Origin of the sequence: Citrobacter telavivensis (assembly GCF_041807075.1) — a bacterium.
Classification (GTDB): domain Bacteria; phylum Pseudomonadota; class Gammaproteobacteria; order Enterobacterales; family Enterobacteriaceae; genus Citrobacter_A; species Citrobacter_A telavivensis.
Map to the genome: position 1 here is coordinate 20,073 of NZ_JBGUBF010000009.1, position 16,357 is coordinate 36,429.

Genomic DNA, 16,357 nt, shown 5'->3' on the forward strand with positions numbered 1-16,357 from the left:
ATGAGACGCTTATGGAAAAAGGGGGCGACAGCCCTGCCGCCCCAACGAGGTTAAAGCAAAACGAGAGGCATCCAGAGCAACCCGGTCGCCAGCAGCAGCACCAGGAAAATCAGGCCGAAAATTGCCCCCAGCCGCCAGTAATCAACCGTCGGCAGATAACCGCTACCATAGTAGATAGGGCTTGGACCGGTCGCATACGGGGTGAGAATGCTGCCCAGACCAATAGCCGCACCGACCATCAGGCAGAATACCGGTAATGGAATTTCCGGCATCGCCAGCGCGGCAGCGATCATCATGGGCGCCAGCGCGGAAGTGTAGGCCGTTGCACTGGCAAAGAAGTAACGTAACAGCCAGAACACCACGATCAGCGCGATCATCACCAGTACCGGTGAGTAGCCGCTCAACCCGCTGGCCAGCAGCTTGCCAAACCAGGTGATAAAGCCGGTGTTGTTCAGTCCGGTTGCGAGGGTGATGAGCGAGGCCAGCCAGAAGAAGACGTTCCACGCCGATTTATTACTGACAATGTCATCCCAGGAGATGATGCGCAGCACCAGCATCAGAGCGACGACGCTGTAACCGACCATTGCCGCGTCGATATAGTCTCCGCCGAAGATCCACAGCACCAGTGCGCCGACCATCAGCACCAGCATCTTTTTCTCACGCGAACAGAGCGGCCCCATCTCCTTCAGTTCCGATTCCGCCCAGCGCGGTACCTGATCGCCTGACTTCAGCACGGGCGGATACAGCACATAGGCGAGCCACGGCACCAGCAGAACCAGCAAAATGCTCAGCGGCAGCATGCCTAAGAACCAGTCGCCCCAACTGAGTGCCGTATGGGAAGCGGTCTTCATCAGGCCAATCAGCAGCAGGTTTGGTGCCATTGCCGTCAGGAAAATGGCGCTGGTCACACAGTCGGCGGTGATCCCCATCCACATAATGTAAGAGCCAATGGAACGGGCGCTGGGATCGTTGGGTTGTGAGTTATAGAGCGGCGGCAGGTTGCGGATAATCGGGTAGATGATCCCTGCGCCGCGTGCGGAGTTAGAGGGGGTAACAGGGGCAAGGATCAGTTCTGAGAACATCACCGCATAGCCGAGAAACAGCGTGCGATGCCCCATTTTTTTCACCAGCATCAGCGCGATACGCCGACCGAGACCGGTTTTTTCATACCCGGTGCCAAACATAAAGGCGGCGAAAATCAGCCAGATAACCGAGTTAGAAAAACCAGAAACCGCCCACGAGAGCGCTTTGGAGGTAAATTTGAAGCCGTCCTGGGCGAGCTGTTCCGGGCTGAACAACAGCCACGGCGAGAGGACCGCGATAATCGATATCCCAATCATCGCCACGACTGCGCCGGGTACAGGTTCCAGAATGAGTCCCACGATGACGCCGGTAAAGACTGCAAAGTAGAGCCAGGTGTGGCTCTCAAGACCGGTGGGGACGGGCAAAACAGCAATAATGGCGATGACCACCAGCGGAGCCAGATATCGCCACCAACCAGATAAAGGTGCCATTGTCGTATCCCTGCGAAAGGGGGAGAGGCGCAGGCCTCTCCGGAAGGGTTATTTGATGTAATGCACGTGTTCGCAGATTTCGTCGACGATGGGACCGCGACGTTCGGCGAACTGTTTTTTGTTTTCGGCGATCAGGTTGTTGCCGTGGGTGTCGATAGAGACAATCAGCGGACCGAACTCTTTCACCCGACAAACCCACAGCGATTCCGGCATACCGAGCTCTATCCAGTGCACCTCTTCGATCTCTTCCACCTGGGTGGCGGCCAGCACCGCACAACCTGCCGGGAAGATTACGTGCAGCGCCTTGAATTTCTGGCAGCCTTCTTCCGTCAGCGGCCCCATGCCGCCTTTACCCACCACCAGTTTGACGCCCGTTTGCTCAATGAACTCTTTTTCAAAGGCTTCCATACGCATACTGGTGGTCGGGCCGACGGAGACCATCTCCCATTTTTCACCGTTCTTACGCACGATGGGCCCGGCATGGAAAATCGCTTTGCCATTGAGGTCGTAGGGGATCGGGCGCTTCAGTTCGATCAGTCGGCGGTGGCAGACGTCGCGGCAGGTCACCAGCGTACCGGTCAGATAGATCACATCGCCAACGCGGATGTCTTCCAGGTCTTCGGCTTTGATCGGGGTTGTGAGGATCTTTTTCATAACGCGCTCCGGGTGTGAGACAGGTTTTCGAAGGAGAGGTCAGAATGGACCAGCAGCGTGCCGCGGCGGTGCGCCCAGCAGCCGGTGGAGACGGCAACGCCGATGGTTGACGGGTGACGCGCGGCGGATTCGATATGTACGCCCATCACGGAACTGTTGCCGGTGAGCCCTTGCGGACCAATGCCCAGCCGGTTCAGCCCCTCTTCCAGACGCAGCTCAAGCTCTGCCGCCTTTGGATTCGGATGGCGGGAGCCGATTGGGCGCAGTACCGCTTTGCGCGACAGTACGGCGGCGGTTTCAACGGAGGTGGCGATACCCACGCCGACCAGTACCGGCGGACAGGCGTTGACGGCCAGCGTCGAGATGTTTTCAAAGACGAATTTCACGACGCCTTCATAACCTTCGGAAGGCATCAGTACTTTGGAGCGCCCCGGCAGCGTGCAACCACCACCGGCCATGTAGACTTCAATTTCCGCGTCATCGCCGTCGGGCACAATATCCCAGGTTACCCACGGTACGCCGCTACCGGTGTTTTTACCGGTATTCACTTCGTCAAAAATTTCTACGGCGTTGTGGCGCAGCGGCGCTTTCACCGTGGCATCTTCCACCGCTTGCTTGAGAATGCTTTGCAACTCACCCAGCAGCGGGAAACGGGAACCGACCTTCACGAAGAACATGATCTCACCGGTGTCCTGGCAGGCAGGACGGTTAAGATCAATCGCTTTTTGCATGTTGTCGAACATCGTGTGGTAGATGATTTGCCCCATCTTTGATGTTTCGGCGTCCCGCAGCTGTTTTAATTTGTCCACCACATCGTCGGGCATACGGGTGGATATCATGGCGGTAAAGTTGGCGACTATTTCCGTCAGCGTATTAACCGCATTTTGATTATTTTGATTGCTCATCATGTCAACTCCAGTTCTTTTATTTTTCTGGAAATAAATTCTCTTTCACAAACTACCATTAAATGTGTGGTTTTATATTATTTGCCACTGTGTATATGCAATTAACAGTTCGTGAATGATGCTGAAGAAAGATGATGAAAATTGAGCAAAGGCAGAGATTAACCGTAGATTGCGAATTACACTTGAGGTATCAACTTCATGGATAACCCGAAAAATGCTCAAAAACTGGCCCTTAGCCAAAGACCTTCAGGTGCTGGTGGAAATTGTCCATACGGGCAGCTTTAGCGCAGCGGCATGCACCCTCGGACAAACGCCTGCCTTTGTGACGAAGCGGATTCAGATCCTGGAAACCACGCTCGACACCACGCTGCTTAACCGCTCTGCGCGCGGTGTGGCGCTGACGGAAAGTGGTCAACGCTGTTATGAACAGGCGCTGGCGATCCTCACGCAATATCAGCGCCTGATAGATGAAGTGACGCAAATCAAAACGCGCCCGGAAGGGATGATTCGTATTGGTTGTAGCTTCGGGTTTGGCCGCAGTCACATTGCGCCTGCCATTACCGAACTGATGCGCAATTATCCTGAGTTACAGGTCCATTTTGAACTCTTCGATCGGCAAATTGATTTGGTTCAGGATAATATCGATCTTGATATTCGCATTAACGATGAGATCCCTGATTATTATATTGCGCATTTGTTAACAAAGAATAAAAGAATATTGTGTGCCTCCCCCGGATATTTACAGAAATATCCTGAGCCAAAAACCTTGCAGGAATTAAGTCACCACGATTGTCTGGTGACAAAAGAGCGTGACATGACTCACGGAATATGGGAACTGGGAAATGGCACGACGAAAAAATCGATCAAAGTGAGCGGGCATCTCTCTTCCAACAGCGGTGAAGTCGTTCTGCAATGGGCGCTGGAAGGCAAGGGCATCATGTTGCGTTCAGAGTGGGATGTGCAACCGTTTCTGACGAGCGGCAAACTGGTGCGAGTGTTGCCGGAGTACGCGCAGAGCGCCAACATCTGGGCGGTTTATCAGGAGCCGCTGTATCGCAGCGTGAAGCTCAGGGTCTGCGTGGAGTTTCTGGCGGCATGGTGCCAGCAGCGATTAGGCAAGCCGGACGAAGGCTATCAGGTGCTGTAGGCCGGGCTGGACAACGCCATTTTCCGGCCAACCTTATTCGGGATCTTTCTCGCGTCTCTTGCGCAGTTTGGTCCAGATTTTTGTCTCCTGGCGGCGCCACAGACGCTGGATGTTGTCATGATGACGCAGCAAAATCAGGCACGACAGCATGGAGACCGGGAAGGTGAACTGCGGTTTGAACCACCAGACATAGAACGGTGCAATCAGCGCGCTGACAATTGCCCCCAGCGATGAATAGCCGCTCAACAGAACGGTGAGCAACCAGGTGCCCGCCATCACGCCGGTGAGATCCCAACCGATAGGTGCGATAGCGCCAAAGGCCGTCGCCACGCCTTTCCCACCTTTGAAACCGAAGAATACTGGCCAGATATGCCCCAGACAGGCGGCGATGGCGATAAGGCCAAGCCAGAACGGGCTGACGCCCAGCGCATACGCGCCCCAGACGGGCAACATCCCTTTCAGGACGTCGAAAATCAGGACCGCTACGGCTGCTCCCTTGCCACCGATTCGTAACACGTTGGTCGCGCCAGGGTTACCGGATCCGCTGCTACGCGGGTCGGGCAAGCCAGCAATGCGGCAGACCAGAATGGCACTGGAAATGGAGCCGCAGAGGTACGCGAAGAGGATCATTCCAGGCGCGATTGCACTCATAAGCTGTTCCGTTTTGAAAATGTCGTGTAAAACGCTACTTCTGTGGATAATACGCATATTTCGCCGGAAGTGGTATCCGGGTTAGCCAAAAAGCAGGCAGGTCGTGATGGATATTGTATTTATAGAGCAACTTTCGGTAATCACCACTATTGGTGTTTACGACTGGGAACAGACGATTGAACAGAAACTGGTGTTCGATATCGAAATGGCGTGGGATAACCGAAAATCAGCAAAAAGTGACGACGTCGCCGACTGCCTGAGCTATGCGGATATCGCCGAGACGATCGTTAGCCATGTTGAAGGTGGGCGTTTTGCGCTGGTGGAACGTGTTGCCGAAGAGGTGGCCGAGCTACTGCTTACGCGCTTTAACTCGCCGTGGGTGCGCATCAAGCTGAGTAAGCCAGGCGCGGTGGCGCGCGCGGCCAATGTGGGCGTAATCATTGAGCGTAGCAATAATCTGAAAGAAAAATAATTATCTTCATATTTGTTAAACCAAACGGATATAAAAGAGTCCTATACCCGTCATACATCAAGTTGCATGTGCGTTGGCTACTGAGTTACTCGTCTCATCCTGAGACTCGCCCCTTCGGGGCCAGCGCTAGCGCTGTTCAAAGCCCTTTGGGCTTTGTCCCGCAACTCGAATTATTTAGGTATAAAACGCGATCTTTTTGTGCAGTAGATTTTTCTATTTAGGGGTTTATTGATGAGCGATATGCACTCGCTGCTGATTGCGGCAATTTTGGGTGTGGTCGAAGGATTGACGGAGTTTTTGCCAGTTTCCAGTACCGGGCACATGATCATTGTGGGCCATCTGTTGGGATTTGAGGGCGACACGGCAAAGACGTTTGAGGTGGTGATCCAGTTGGGATCCATTCTTGCGGTGGTGGTGATGTTCTGGCGGCGTCTGTTTGGCCTGATCGGCATTCACTTTGGTCGTCCGCTACAGCGTGAAGGGGAAAGTAAAGGTCGTTTAACGCTGATCCACATTCTGCTGGGGATGATCCCGGCCGTGGTGCTGGGACTGGTCTTCCACGATACGATCAAATCGCTGTTTAACCCGGTGAATGTGATGTATGCGCTGGTGGTGGGCGGTTTACTGCTGATCGCCGCAGAGTGTCTGAAGCCGAAAGAACCGCGCGCGCCGGGTCTGGATGATATGACTTACCGTCAGGCATTCATGATTGGCTGCTTCCAGTGTCTGGCGCTGTGGCCGGGGTTCTCCCGCTCCGGGGCGACCATTTCCGGCGGGATGCTGATGGGCGTGAGCCGTTACGCGGCGTCTGAGTTTTCATTCCTGCTGGCAGTACCGATGATGATGGGCGCCACCGTATTGGATCTCTACAAAAGCTGGTCGTTCCTGACGGCGGCCGATATCCCAATGTTTGCCGTCGGTTTTGTTACCGCCTTTGTGGTCGCACTGGTTGCCATCAAGACCTTCCTGCAACTGATTAAGCGGATCTCGTTCATTCCATTTGCTATCTACCGCTTTATCGTCGCCGCGGCGGTTTACGTAGTGTTCTTCTGACGGATCTCTCATGCCGGATGACGGCGTAAACGCCTTTTCCGGCCTACGCGTTGAGATGCGATACCGTAGGCCGGATAAGCGCATCGCCATCCGGCATTCACGCCTTAACTGACCGCCTTCGGGAAACGGGTCTCTTTCCAGTGGGCCAGCGCCGCAATCCGACGTCGGGTCAGCTCTTCACGAATCTCAATGCCTTTAAATCCGGCCTCGACAACGTCTTTGGTGGGGACAGACTGCGCGACTTCCCACGCTTCGCGCAGTAAACGTCCCTGCGGATAATCCGCGGCTTCAAACCCCGTCCGTCCGCGTACGTCGGCTTCGCTGGTGAGCGCAATCTGTTCCACGCGCTGCGGTTTACGCCAGGCGTCGATCGAATCAAACAGCTTCACGATGATTTTAGGTTGCAGTATCGGGAAGGTGTGGATGAGATCGTGGAACTCCGCCACCAGTTTGGCTAAATCACGAATTTCATTCGGTACGCGCAGGCGCTGGCACAACTGCTCGACCAGCCTGACGCCCGCCGGGCCGTGTCCGTGGTGACGCGGCCAGAGCTCCGGCGGCGTCAGACCTTTACCGAGGTCGTGACACAGCGTAGCGAAACGCACGTCAACCGCTGGGCTGAGCAGCGCCGCCATCGACAGCGTCATCAGAGTATGAATTCCGGTATCGATTTCCGGATGCCACTTCGCCGGGGCCGGGACGCCAAACAGCGCATCGACTTCCGGGAACAACACACGCAGCGCGCCGCAGTCGCGTAAGACCTGGAAATAGACCTGTGGGTTGCGCGTGGTTAACGCGTTTTCAGTCTCTTTCCAGACGCGTTCTGCCGTCAGCTGCTCCAGCTCACCGGCGTGCGTCATTTCGCGCATCAGCGCCATGGTTTCGTCAGCAATACGGAAGCTAAGATGTGCATAGCGAGCGGCAAAGCGCGCCACGCGCAGTACGCGCAGCGGATCTTCACTAAAGGCGGGTGAGACATGGCGCAACAGGCGTTTATCCAGATCGCGACGCCCCTGATAGGGATCGACAATCTGGCCGTCATCATCTTGCGCCAGGGCGTTAATCGTCAGGTCACGTCGCTGGAGGTCGTCTTCCAGTGTGACGTCGGGTGCGGCATAACAGGTGAATCCGGTATACCCCGAGCCGGACTTACGCTCGGTACGCGCAAGGGCATACTCTTCGTGGGTTTGCGGATGGAGAAAAACAGGAAAATCGCGACCTACCTGCTGGTAGCCCGCGTCGAGCATTTGTTGCGGTGTAGCGCCAACCACCACCCAATCTTTATCTTTAACCGGTAGCCCTAACAGCGTATCCCGAACCGCACCACCGACCAGATAAATCTTCACGCCACACCACCTCTCCAGGGAAATACAATCCCTTAATCATATGACAGTGCGGCGGAGAAGGCGATTTAGTTCATCCAGCGGTCTTTGCGTTTCCGGCTTGGGATCATGTGCGGCAGGATCAAACCAAGAAGCAGGCCGAGCCCCAGCACGCCGCCGCCATACATAAACCACTGCATGATGATGGTACGTTGCTTATCATCAAGCTGCAGATTTGCGGCGCTGACCTTCTTCTGCGCCACAATCAGCTCGTTCTTCAGCTTCTGGTTCTCTTCTTTCAGTCCGTTGATCACGCTGTCGCTCTGCGACACCTTCTGCTGCATGTCAGCCGTGCGTTGATTCCAGGTGGTGTCGATATTGTTGAGCTTATCGGTCAGCGTTTTGACCTGATTTTCCAGATCCGGCACGCGGGTGCGCAGGCTTGGCGTACTGTTCAGCTCTTTCATCGGGATCCAGGCTGTCCGCCCGGTGCTGTCTTTGACCTGTGCGTAGTTCGTGCTGGCGTCAGTTTGTAACAGTATGACTTCTTCGCCCGCATTGACCGTGCCGACGAGGCGATAATTATCCCCCGGACCACTGCGGACCCAGGTGTTCAGTTCATCAGAGACATAGCGCTTTTCTTCGGCGTGTGACACGGCAGTAGCGCTAAGTGCGAGTAACATAAATCCAATCAGGCGTAATTTTGGCATCAGGCTGTCGTTATTGTCATAGAAAGTGGAACGATAGTAGTGGTATCAGTGTCTCTACGCAAAGCATTCGACATCAATCGGAATCATCTGTGTCCGCTTTACCGCTACTTCAAAACTTTTACGCCCGTCAAATTGCCCGTTGCATGGCAATTTGGCGCAAAATACTATCTACTGACAAAAAAGATCACCGTAAGTTCGTCGTGATTCTCTCTTATGTGACATAACCGGTAAGTACAAGGCCATGGCTCAGGAAATTGAATTAAAATTTATCGTTAATCACGAGGCAGTGAACGCGCTGCGTGACCATCTGAATACGCTCGGAGGCGAGCATCATGCTCCCAGCCCATTGTTGAATATTTACTATGAGACCGAGGATAAGTGGCTGCGCGGTCACGACATGGGGCTGCGTATTCGTGGGGAGAAGGGGCGCTACGAGATGACCATGAAAATTGCCGGGCGAGTGACCGGCGGTTTACACCAGCGACCGGAATACAATGTCCCCCTGAACGAACCTGCGCTGGATTTAACGCAATTTCCGCCGCAAGTGTGGCCAAACGGTGAGCTACCTGTCGATCTCGTCTCCCGCGTGCAGCCGCTGTTCAGCACCGATTTTGAACGTGAAAAATGGCTGCTGACGGTGGATGGCAGCCAGATTGAAATTGCCCTCGATTTAGGCGAAGTGAAAGCGGGTGAACTGGCTGAGCCGATTTGCGAGCTGGAGCTTGAACTACTGAGCGGCGACACCCGAGCGGTGCTGAAGCTGGCAAATCAGCTGGTGAGCCAGACGGGCCTGCGCCAGGGTAGCCTGAGTAAAGCGGCGCGCGGTTATCATCTGGCGCAGGGGAATCCCCCACGCGAGAGTAAACCGACAGCGGTGCTGAAAGTGCCCGCGAAAGCCAGCGTGGAACACGGGCTGGAAGCCTCTCTGGAGCTGGCGCTGGCACAATGGCAGTACCATGAAGAACTCTGGGTTCGCGGCAATAAGGCGGCGAAGGCGGACGTGTTGGCCGCGATGGGCCTGGTTCGTCACACCCTGATGCTATTTGGCGGTATGGTTCCGCGTAAAGCGAGCGCTCACTTACGTGATCTGTTAACCCAGTCGGAAGCTACTATCGCGTCGGCCGTTTCTGCTGTGACGGCGGTTTACACCACCGAAACGGCAATGGCGAAACTGGCGCTAACCGAGTGGCTGGTGACCAAAGCCTGGCAGCCGTTTCTGGACGCAAAGGCGCAGGCTAAAATGGCGGACTCTTTCAAGCGCTTCGCGGATATCCATCTTTCGCGTACCGCCGCTGAGCTGAAAAGCGTATTTGGGCAACCGCTGGGCGACCAGTATCGCGATCAGTTGCCGCGTTTACGCCGCGATATTGATACCGTTTTGCTGCTGGCGGGGTATTACGACGCGGCGGTGGTTCAGGCCTGGCTGGAGAACTGGCAAGGATTGCTTCACGCGATTGCCACCGGTCAACATATTGAAATTGAACATTTCCGCAATGAGGCGAACAACCAGGAACCGTTCTGGCTGCACAGCGGAAAACGATAACTGGAGTGCCTGATGGCGCTGCGCTTATCAGGCCTACGGATCGACATGTTTTGTAGGCCGGATAAGGCAAAATGCCGCTATCCGGCATCATTCAAAGGATACCCCTTAAATGAAGCCGCTTTCTTCCCCGTTACAGCAGTACTGGCCGACCGTTGTCGAGCGGCTGCCAGCGTCCTTACCTGAGACTGAGCTTAGCGCTCAGGCGAAGTCAGTACTTACATTGAGTGATTTTGTGCAGGACAGCGTGATTGCGCATCCACACTGGCTGGCGGAGCTGGAAAGCGCCCCGCCGCAGTCCGATGAATGGCAACGGTACGGCGAATGGTTACAGGCGGCGCTGGCAACGGTGAACGATGAAGCGGCGTTGATGCATGAGCTGCGTCTGTTTCGCCGCCGTGTGATGGTGCGCATTGCCTGGGTACAGGCGCTGTCGCTGGTGGATGATACCGACATTCTGCAACAGCTAAGCCATCTTGCCGAAACGCTGATTGTCAGTGCGCGCGACTGGCTGTACGACGCTTGCTGTCGCGAATGGGGAACGCCATGCAGTCAGGAAGGCATCCCGCAACCGCTGCTGATATTAGGCATGGGCAAACTGGGCGGTGGCGAGCTGAATTTTTCTTCGGATATCGATCTGATCTTTGCCTGGCCAGAGCACGGCTCCACCCAGGGCGGACGCCGTGAACTGGATAACGCGCAGTTTTTTACCCGTATGGGGCAGCGGCTGATCAAGGTGCTGGATCAGCCCACCCAGGATGGCTTTGTCTATCGGGTAGATATGCGGCTGCGTCCGTTTGGCGACAGCGGCCCGCTGGTGTTGAGCTTTGCGGCGCTGGAAGATTACTACCAGGAGCAGGGGCGCGACTGGGAGCGCTACGCAATGGTCAAGGCGCGGATTATGGGCGATACCGATGGGCGCTATGTCGAGGAACTGCGCGCTATGCTGCGCCCGTTCGTCTTCCGTCGCTACATCGACTTCAGCGTGATTCAGTCGCTGCGCAATATGAAGGGGATGATTGCACGTGAAGTCCGTCGCCGGGGGTTGAAAGATAACATCAAGCTCGGCGCGGGCGGCATTCGCGAAATCGAGTTTATCGTGCAGGTGTTCCAGTTGATTCGCGGCGGGCGCGAGCCGTCGCTGCAATCCCGTTCACTGCTGCCGACTTTAAGCGCGATCGCCGCACTGCATCTGCTGTCGGAGAACGATGCTGAGCAACTGCGACAGGCCTATCTCTTCCTGCGTCGTCTGGAAAACCTGCTGCAAAGCATTAACGATGAACAAACCCAGACGCTGCCGGGCGATGAACTTAACCGGGCGCGACTGGCCTGGGGAATGAATGCTGATGACTGGCAGCAACTGACCGAAACGCTTGAGGGGCATATGGCGAACGTCCGCCGCGTGTTTAACGAGCTGATCGGCGATGACGAAACCGAAACGCAGGAAGACGCGCTCTCGGAACAGTGGCGCGAGCTGTGGCAGGACGCCTTGCAGGAGGATGATACGCCACCGGTGCTGTCGCATCTCACGGATGACGATCGTATGCGCGTGCTGGCGTTGATTGCCGATTTTCGTAAAGAGCTGGATAAACGCACCATTGGCCCACGTGGGCGTCAGGTGCTCGACCACCTGATGCCGCACCTGCTTAGCGATGTCTGCACGCGCCAGGATGCTTCCCTCCCGCTGTCGCGCATTACGCCGCTGCTGGTGGGGATTGTTACCCGCACCACCTATCTCGAGTTGCTGAGTGAATTCCCCGGCGCACTGAAGCATCTGATTTCGCTCTGCGCGGCGTCGCCGATGGTCGCCAGCCAACTTGCGCGTTATCCGCTGCTGCTCGATGAACTACTCGACCCGAATACGCTCTATCAGCCAACGGCAACCGACGCTTATCGCGACGAGCTGCGCCAGTATTTACTGCGCGTCCCGGAGGATGACGAAGAGCAACAGCTGGAAGCGTTGCGTCAGTTCAAGCAAACGCAATTGTTGCGTATTGCCGCCGCGGATATCGCCGGTACGCTGCCGGTGATGAAAGTCAGCGATCACTTGACCTGGCTGGCGGAAGCGATGATTGATGCCGTTGTGCAGCAGGCGTGGCTGCAAATGGTGTCGCGCTACGGGCAACCGACGCATCTTGCCGAGCGGGAAGGGCGCGGCTTTGCGGTGGTGGGCTACGGCAAACTGGGCGGCTGGGAGCTGGGCTACAGCTCCGATCTCGATTTGATCTTCCTGCATGACTGCCCCATTGACGTGATGACCGACGGCGAGCGCGAAATTGACGGACGGCAGTTCTACCTGCGGCTGGCGCAGCGCATTATGCACCTCTTCAGTACCCGCACCTCTTCAGGCATCCTGTATGAAGTCGATGCCCGACTACGGCCGTCAGGGGCGGCGGGGATGCTGGTGACCTCCGCCGAATCCTTTGCGGATTATCAGAAGAATGAGGCCTGGACGTGGGAGCATCAGGCGCTGGTGCGCGCACGTGTTGTTTATGGCGACCCGCAACTGACCTCGCAGTTTGACACGGTGCGCCGCGATATCATGACGCTGCCTCGCGACGGTAAAACGTTGCAGACCGAGGTGCGTGAGATGCGCGAAAAAATGCGCGCACATCTGGGCAATAAGCATCGCGATCGCTTTGATATTAAAGCCGATGAAGGCGGTATTACGGATATCGAATTTATCACGCAATATCTGGTGCTACGTTATGCCCATGACAAACCCAAACTCACCCGCTGGTCGGATAATGTGCGCATTCTGGAGCTGTTAGCGCAAAACGACATCATGGACGAGCAGGAGGCGATGGCATTGACCCACGCCTATACCACGCTGCGCGATGAACTGCATCATCTGGCTTTACAGGAACAGCCGGGCCATGTGGCGCAAACGTGTTTTGAGGCGGAACGTTCACTGGTACGGGCAAGCTGGCAGAAGTGGCTGGTTGCCTGACGAAGTGTGCTATTATCGCGCGCAAAATTTTGAATCTCTCAGGAGACAGGAATGAAAGTAACGCTGCCAGAGTTTGAACGTGCAGGAGTCTTGGTTGTCGGTGATGTGATGCTGGATCGCTACTGGTACGGTCCCACCAGCCGTATTTCACCCGAAGCGCCGGTACCGGTGGTGAAAGTGGATACCATCGAAGAACGTCCGGGCGGTGCGGCGAACGTGGCGATGAACATTGCCTCTCTGGGAGCGAATTCGCGTCTGGTCGGACTGACCGGTATCGACGATGCCGCGCGTGCGCTCAGCAAAACGCTGGCGGACGTGAACGTGAAATGCGACTTCGTTTCTGTGCCGACCCATCCGACCATCACCAAACTGCGTGTGCTTTCGCGTAACCAGCAGCTGATTCGCCTGGATTTCGAAGAAGGCTTCGAAGGCGTGGATCCGCAGCCGCTGCATGAGCGCATCAATCAGGCACTCAGCTCAATTGGGGCGCTGGTGCTGTCTGACTACGCGAAAGGCGCACTGGCCAGCGTACAGCAGATGATTGCCCTGGCGCGTAAAGCCGGTGTGCCGGTGCTGATCGACCCGAAAGGGACCGATTTTGCGCGTTATCGCGGTGCGACGCTGCTGACGCCTAACTTGTCTGAATTCGAGGCGGTAGCGGGAAAATGCAAAAGCGAAGAAGAGATTGTTGAACGCGGCATGAAGCTGATTGCCGATTTCGAGCTTTCCGCTTTGCTGGTCACCCGTTCTGAGCAGGGAATGACGCTGCTGCAACCGGGGAAAGCCCCGCTGCATATGCCGACGCAGGCGCAGGAAGTGTATGACGTGACCGGTGCGGGCGACACCGTCATTGGCGTGCTGGCGGCGACGCTGGCGGCGGGCAATTCGCTGGAAGAAGCCTGCTTCTTTGCCAATGCGGCGGCGGGGGTGGTGGTTGGCAAACTGGGAACGTCCACCGTTTCGCCTATCGAACTGGAAAACGCGGTACGCGGCCGTGCGGAAACCGGCTTTGGCGTGATGACCGAAGAAGAACTGAAACAGGCCGTTGCCAGCGCGCGTAAGCGCGGTGAGAAAGTGGTGATGACTAACGGGGTGTTTGACATTCTGCACGCAGGCCACGTCTCCTATCTCGCAAACGCGCGTAAGCTGGGCGATCGGTTAATCGTCGCGGTCAATAGCGATGCCTCGACGAAACGCCTGAAAGGGGAAACGCGTCCGGTGAATCCGCTTGAGCAGCGGATGATCGTGCTGGGCGCGCTGGAAGCCGTTGACTGGGTGGTCTCTTTTGAAGAAGACACGCCGCAGCGCCTGATCGCGGGCGTATTGCCGGATCTGCTGGTCAAAGGCGGTGACTATAAGCCGGAAGACATTGCGGGCAGTAAAGAGGTGTGGGCCAACGGCGGTGAAGTGCTGGTGCTCAACTTTGAAGACGGTTGCTCAACCACCAATATCATCAAGAAAATCCAGAAAGACAGCGATAAATAATGGCTGAAGGTGATGCCTGGAAATTCGGCATCACCTGTGTTCCTAAAGTGTGAACTCAGGCAACTGATTTGCGCACAATATGTACAAACCTGCTACGCTTCCCGGTAAATACTGGTATCAGAAAAAAGCATATGACCTTAACAGAGATTCACCGACTGGAGGATATGCTAATGAACAACAGTGTTTATTCGATGAACAATTTCGATTTCCTGGCGCGGAGTTTTGCCAGAATGCAGGCTGAAGGTCGCCCTGTTGATATCCAGGCCGTTACCGGCAATATGGATGAGGAGCACCGCAGCTGGTTTTGCAAACGCTACGCGCACTACTGTCAGCAGGCCATGAACGCCAGAAAGTTAGAAGTGGAACATTGATATGTCAACGGGCCTTGCGGCCCGTTGCTGTTTTTACGCTTGCGGTTCTACCGGCGGGATGGCGGGCGCAGGTTTGACTTCTTCAGTGGTCTGACGCGCTTCCAGCTCACTCAAACGTTGCTCCAGCAGCGCCAGCTTTTCACGGGTGCGCAACAGCACCTGAGTCTGAACATCAAACTCTTCTCGGCTCACCAGATCGAGACGCGTCAGCTGAGATTGCAGTGCTTGACGGATCTTCTTCTCGACATCGTCCCCGAACTCCCGGATCCCTTTTGGCATCGATTCGTGAACCTGGCGAGCAATCTGCTCAATTTTTTTCGGGTCAATCATAGTGGTTTCCCTGAACTGGTAAGTGTTACCGCCCATTGTAGTGCGATCTGCGTGAGGCATAAACCAGAATTGTGTGATGTTAATGCGGGTAAAGGCGTTGATGAAGGTAATCAATAGCGTTATAGTTAACCCGCTTATTCTCAGGGCGGGGCGAAATTCCCCACCGGCGGTAAATCAACAGTATCCAAAAGATTTCGCGTTGCGGCAAGGCGGCAACTGAGCGAATTCCCACGAACATAGATAACTATGTGACTGGGATGAGCGAAGACAGCCAACGCAGCAGCAGCGTGAAAGATGAAGGACAGGTTGAAAGCCCGCGAGCGCTTTTCACCACGGTGAAAAGGTCAGCAGATCCGGTGTAATTCCGGGGCCGACGGTTAGAGTCCGGATGGGAGAGAGTAACGATCCAGTCGGGCATGGACCCGCTCACGTTATTTTTTTGCCGCTTGTCGGTACTCCTAAGACTGCCCTGATTCTGGTAACCATAATTTTAGTGAGGTTTTTTTACCATGAATCAGACGCTACTTTCCTCTTTTGGTACGCCTTTTGAACGTGTCGAACACGCTCTGTCTGCGCTGCGCGAAGGCCGCGGTGTGATGGTGCTGGACGACGAAGATCGTGAAAACGAAGGCGATATGATTTTCCCGGCAGAGACCATGACCGTTGAGCAGATGGCGCTGACCATCCGTCACGGTAGCGGTATTGTGTGCCTGTGCATCACCGAAGATCGTCGTAAACAACTCGATCTGCCGATGATGGTGGAAAATAACACCAGCGCTTATGGCACCGGTTTTACCGTGACCATTGAAGCAGCGACCGGTGTCACGACCGGCGTTTCGGCGGCCGATCGCGTGACCACCGTTCGCGCGGCAATTGCCGATGGCGCAAAACCTTCCGATCTGAACCGTCCGGGACACGTCTTCCCGCTGCGCGCTCAGCCGGGCGGCGTATTGACTCGCGGTGGCCACACCGAAGCGACCATCGATCTGGTGACGCTGGCTGGCTACAAACCTGCAGGTGTACTGTGTGAACTGACCAATGATGATGGCAGCATGGCGCGTGCGCCGGAATGCATCGAATTTGCGGGCAAACACAATATGGCTGTAGTGACGATCGAAGACCTGGTGGCTTACCGTCAGGCGCACGAACGCAAAGCCAGTTAATTCAGCCTTGCCGGATAGCGGTGCAAGCACCTTATCCGGCAAATTTCGCTTTTTCAAACATCCTGCCGGTTAATAAACATCCAATCTTTT

Annotated in this window: 15 protein-coding genes; 8 read left to right on the forward strand and 7 right to left on the reverse strand. The window is 55.5% G+C overall.

The window, feature by feature from the left end; translation table 11 throughout:
- Nucleotides 1-50: 50 nt before the first annotated feature.
- Genes ACERJC_RS22600 through ttdA form a run of 3 tightly spaced genes read right to left on the reverse strand, consistent with a single transcriptional unit; the run spans nt 51 to nt 3,076 of the window.
- On the reverse strand, nt 51-1,514 hold the full coding sequence (locus ACERJC_RS22600) for an anion permease (RefSeq protein ID WP_371895850.1): 1,464 nt from the start codon (nt 1,512-1,514) through the stop codon (nt 51-53).
- Nucleotides 1,515-1,562: 48 nt separating this feature from the next.
- The gene (gene ttdB, locus ACERJC_RS22605; RefSeq protein WP_206163062.1) at nt 1,563-2,168 is read right to left on the reverse strand and encodes a L(+)-tartrate dehydratase subunit beta; all 606 of its coding nucleotides are present in this window, start codon (nt 2,166-2,168) and stop codon (nt 1,563-1,565) included.
- Nucleotides 2,165-3,076 carry a L(+)-tartrate dehydratase subunit alpha gene (gene ttdA, locus ACERJC_RS22610; protein WP_094464815.1) on the reverse strand — a complete coding sequence of 304 codons (912 nt, stop codon included), beginning with the start codon at nt 3,074-3,076 and terminating at the stop codon, nt 2,165-2,167. Before ttdA ends, ttdB begins: the two co-directional genes overlap by 4 nt.
- Nucleotides 3,077-3,287: 211 nt before the next feature.
- Between ttdA and ttdR the strand changes: the two genes are divergently transcribed.
- Nucleotides 3,288-4,220 (forward strand): L-tartrate utilization transcriptional activator TtdR, encoded by a 933-nt coding sequence (gene ttdR / locus ACERJC_RS22615; RefSeq protein WP_373672516.1) that lies wholly within the window; start codon nt 3,288-3,290, stop codon nt 4,218-4,220.
- Nucleotides 4,221-4,253: 33 nt separating this feature from the next.
- Here the strand turns inward: ttdR and plsY are convergent, their stop codons facing one another.
- Nucleotides 4,254-4,871 (reverse strand): glycerol-3-phosphate 1-O-acyltransferase PlsY, encoded by a 618-nt coding sequence (gene plsY / locus ACERJC_RS22620; RefSeq protein WP_042324298.1) that lies wholly within the window; start codon nt 4,869-4,871, stop codon nt 4,254-4,256.
- A 106-nt stretch (nt 4,872-4,977) separates the two neighbouring features.
- Here plsY and folB point away from each other — a divergent pair, with 106 nt between their 5' ends.
- Both folB and bacA read left to right on the forward strand, forming a co-directional pair.
- Nucleotides 4,978-5,343 (forward strand): bifunctional dihydroneopterin aldolase/7,8-dihydroneopterin epimerase, encoded by a 366-nt coding sequence (gene folB, locus ACERJC_RS22625; RefSeq protein ID WP_042324296.1) that lies wholly within the window; start codon nt 4,978-4,980, stop codon nt 5,341-5,343.
- Between the two features lie 231 nt (nt 5,344-5,574).
- Nucleotides 5,575-6,396 carry an undecaprenyl-diphosphate phosphatase gene (gene bacA, locus ACERJC_RS22630; protein ID WP_373672517.1) on the forward strand — a complete coding sequence of 274 codons (822 nt, stop codon included), beginning with the start codon at nt 5,575-5,577 and terminating at the stop codon, nt 6,394-6,396.
- Nucleotides 6,397-6,500: 104 nt separating this feature from the next.
- Here the strand turns inward: bacA and ACERJC_RS22635 are convergent, their stop codons facing one another.
- Together ACERJC_RS22635 and ACERJC_RS22640 are read right to left on the reverse strand one after the other, a co-directional pair.
- Nucleotides 6,501-7,742, reverse strand: a complete 1,242-nt coding sequence (locus ACERJC_RS22635) for a multifunctional CCA addition/repair protein (protein WP_373672518.1) — start codon at nt 7,740-7,742, stop codon at nt 6,501-6,503.
- 65 nt (nt 7,743-7,807) lie between these two features.
- Entirely contained in the window at nt 7,808-8,428 is a 621-nt protein-coding gene (locus ACERJC_RS22640) for a TIGR04211 family SH3 domain-containing protein (RefSeq protein ID WP_152406062.1), read from the reverse strand.
- Between the two features lie 241 nt (nt 8,429-8,669).
- On the opposite strand from ACERJC_RS22640, the gene ACERJC_RS22645 reads away from it, so the two are divergent.
- From ACERJC_RS22645 to glgS, 4 genes are all read left to right on the forward strand, one after another.
- A complete protein-coding gene (locus ACERJC_RS22645; RefSeq protein WP_286631604.1) occupies nt 8,670-9,971 on the forward strand; it encodes a CYTH domain-containing protein in 1,302 nt (433 codons plus the stop codon).
- Nucleotides 9,972-10,080: 109 nt separating this feature from the next.
- Complete coding sequence (gene glnE, locus ACERJC_RS22650) at nt 10,081-12,918, forward strand: bifunctional [glutamate--ammonia ligase]-adenylyl-L-tyrosine phosphorylase/[glutamate--ammonia-ligase] adenylyltransferase (RefSeq protein WP_373672519.1); 2,838 nt, start codon at nt 10,081-10,083, stop codon at nt 12,916-12,918.
- A 51-nt stretch (nt 12,919-12,969) separates the two neighbouring features.
- Nucleotides 12,970-14,403, forward strand: coding sequence for a bifunctional D-glycero-beta-D-manno-heptose-7-phosphate kinase/D-glycero-beta-D-manno-heptose 1-phosphate adenylyltransferase HldE (gene hldE / locus ACERJC_RS22655; RefSeq protein ID WP_152406059.1), 1,434 nt, complete (start codon nt 12,970-12,972; stop codon nt 14,401-14,403).
- Nucleotides 14,404-14,567: 164 nt separating this feature from the next.
- Nucleotides 14,568-14,774, forward strand: coding sequence for a cell surface composition regulator GlgS (glgS, locus tag ACERJC_RS22660; protein WP_080343280.1), 207 nt, complete (start codon nt 14,568-14,570; stop codon nt 14,772-14,774).
- Between the two features lie 33 nt (nt 14,775-14,807).
- Here glgS and ubiK read toward each other — a convergent pair whose 3' ends face one another.
- Nucleotides 14,808-15,104: a ubiquinone biosynthesis accessory factor UbiK gene (ubiK, locus tag ACERJC_RS22665; RefSeq protein WP_152406058.1), complete on the reverse strand. Its 297-nt coding sequence runs from the start codon at nt 15,102-15,104 to the stop codon at nt 14,808-14,810.
- Nucleotides 15,105-15,613: 509 nt separating this feature from the next.
- On the opposite strand from ubiK, the gene ribB reads away from it, so the two are divergent.
- On the forward strand, nt 15,614-16,267 hold the full coding sequence (gene ribB, locus ACERJC_RS22670; RefSeq protein WP_046496857.1) for a 3,4-dihydroxy-2-butanone-4-phosphate synthase: 654 nt from the start codon (nt 15,614-15,616) through the stop codon (nt 16,265-16,267).
- The last annotated feature ends 90 nt before the right edge of the window (nt 16,268-16,357 follow it).

Coding starts and splice junctions, on each gene's coding strand:
- ACERJC_RS22600 (WP_371895850.1), bottom strand. CDS start 1,514: ATGGCACCTTTATCTGGTTGGTGGCGATATCTGGCTCCGCTGGTGGTC.
- ttdB (WP_206163062.1), bottom strand. CDS start 2,168: ATGAAAAAGATCCTCACAACCCCGATCAAAGCCGAAGACCTGGAAGAC.
- ttdA (WP_094464815.1), bottom strand. CDS start 3,076: ATGATGAGCAATCAAAATAATCAAAATGCGGTTAATACGCTGACGGAA.
- ttdR (WP_373672516.1), top strand. CDS start 3,288: ATGCTCAAAAACTGGCCCTTAGCCAAAGACCTTCAGGTGCTGGTGGAA.
- plsY (WP_042324298.1), bottom strand. CDS start 4,871: ATGAGTGCAATCGCGCCTGGAATGATCCTCTTCGCGTACCTCTGCGGC.
- folB (WP_042324296.1), top strand. CDS start 4,978: ATGGATATTGTATTTATAGAGCAACTTTCGGTAATCACCACTATTGGT.
- bacA (WP_373672517.1), top strand. CDS start 5,575: ATGAGCGATATGCACTCGCTGCTGATTGCGGCAATTTTGGGTGTGGTC.
- ACERJC_RS22640 (WP_152406062.1), bottom strand. CDS start 8,428: ATGCCAAAATTACGCCTGATTGGATTTATGTTACTCGCACTTAGCGCT.
- ACERJC_RS22645 (WP_286631604.1), top strand. CDS start 8,670: ATGGCTCAGGAAATTGAATTAAAATTTATCGTTAATCACGAGGCAGTG.
- glnE (WP_373672519.1), top strand. CDS start 10,081: ATGAAGCCGCTTTCTTCCCCGTTACAGCAGTACTGGCCGACCGTTGTC.
- hldE (WP_152406059.1), top strand. CDS start 12,970: ATGAAAGTAACGCTGCCAGAGTTTGAACGTGCAGGAGTCTTGGTTGTC.
- glgS (WP_080343280.1), top strand. CDS start 14,568: ATGCTAATGAACAACAGTGTTTATTCGATGAACAATTTCGATTTCCTG.
- ubiK (WP_152406058.1), bottom strand. CDS start 15,104: ATGATTGACCCGAAAAAAATTGAGCAGATTGCTCGCCAGGTTCACGAA.
- ribB (WP_046496857.1), top strand. CDS start 15,614: ATGAATCAGACGCTACTTTCCTCTTTTGGTACGCCTTTTGAACGTGTC.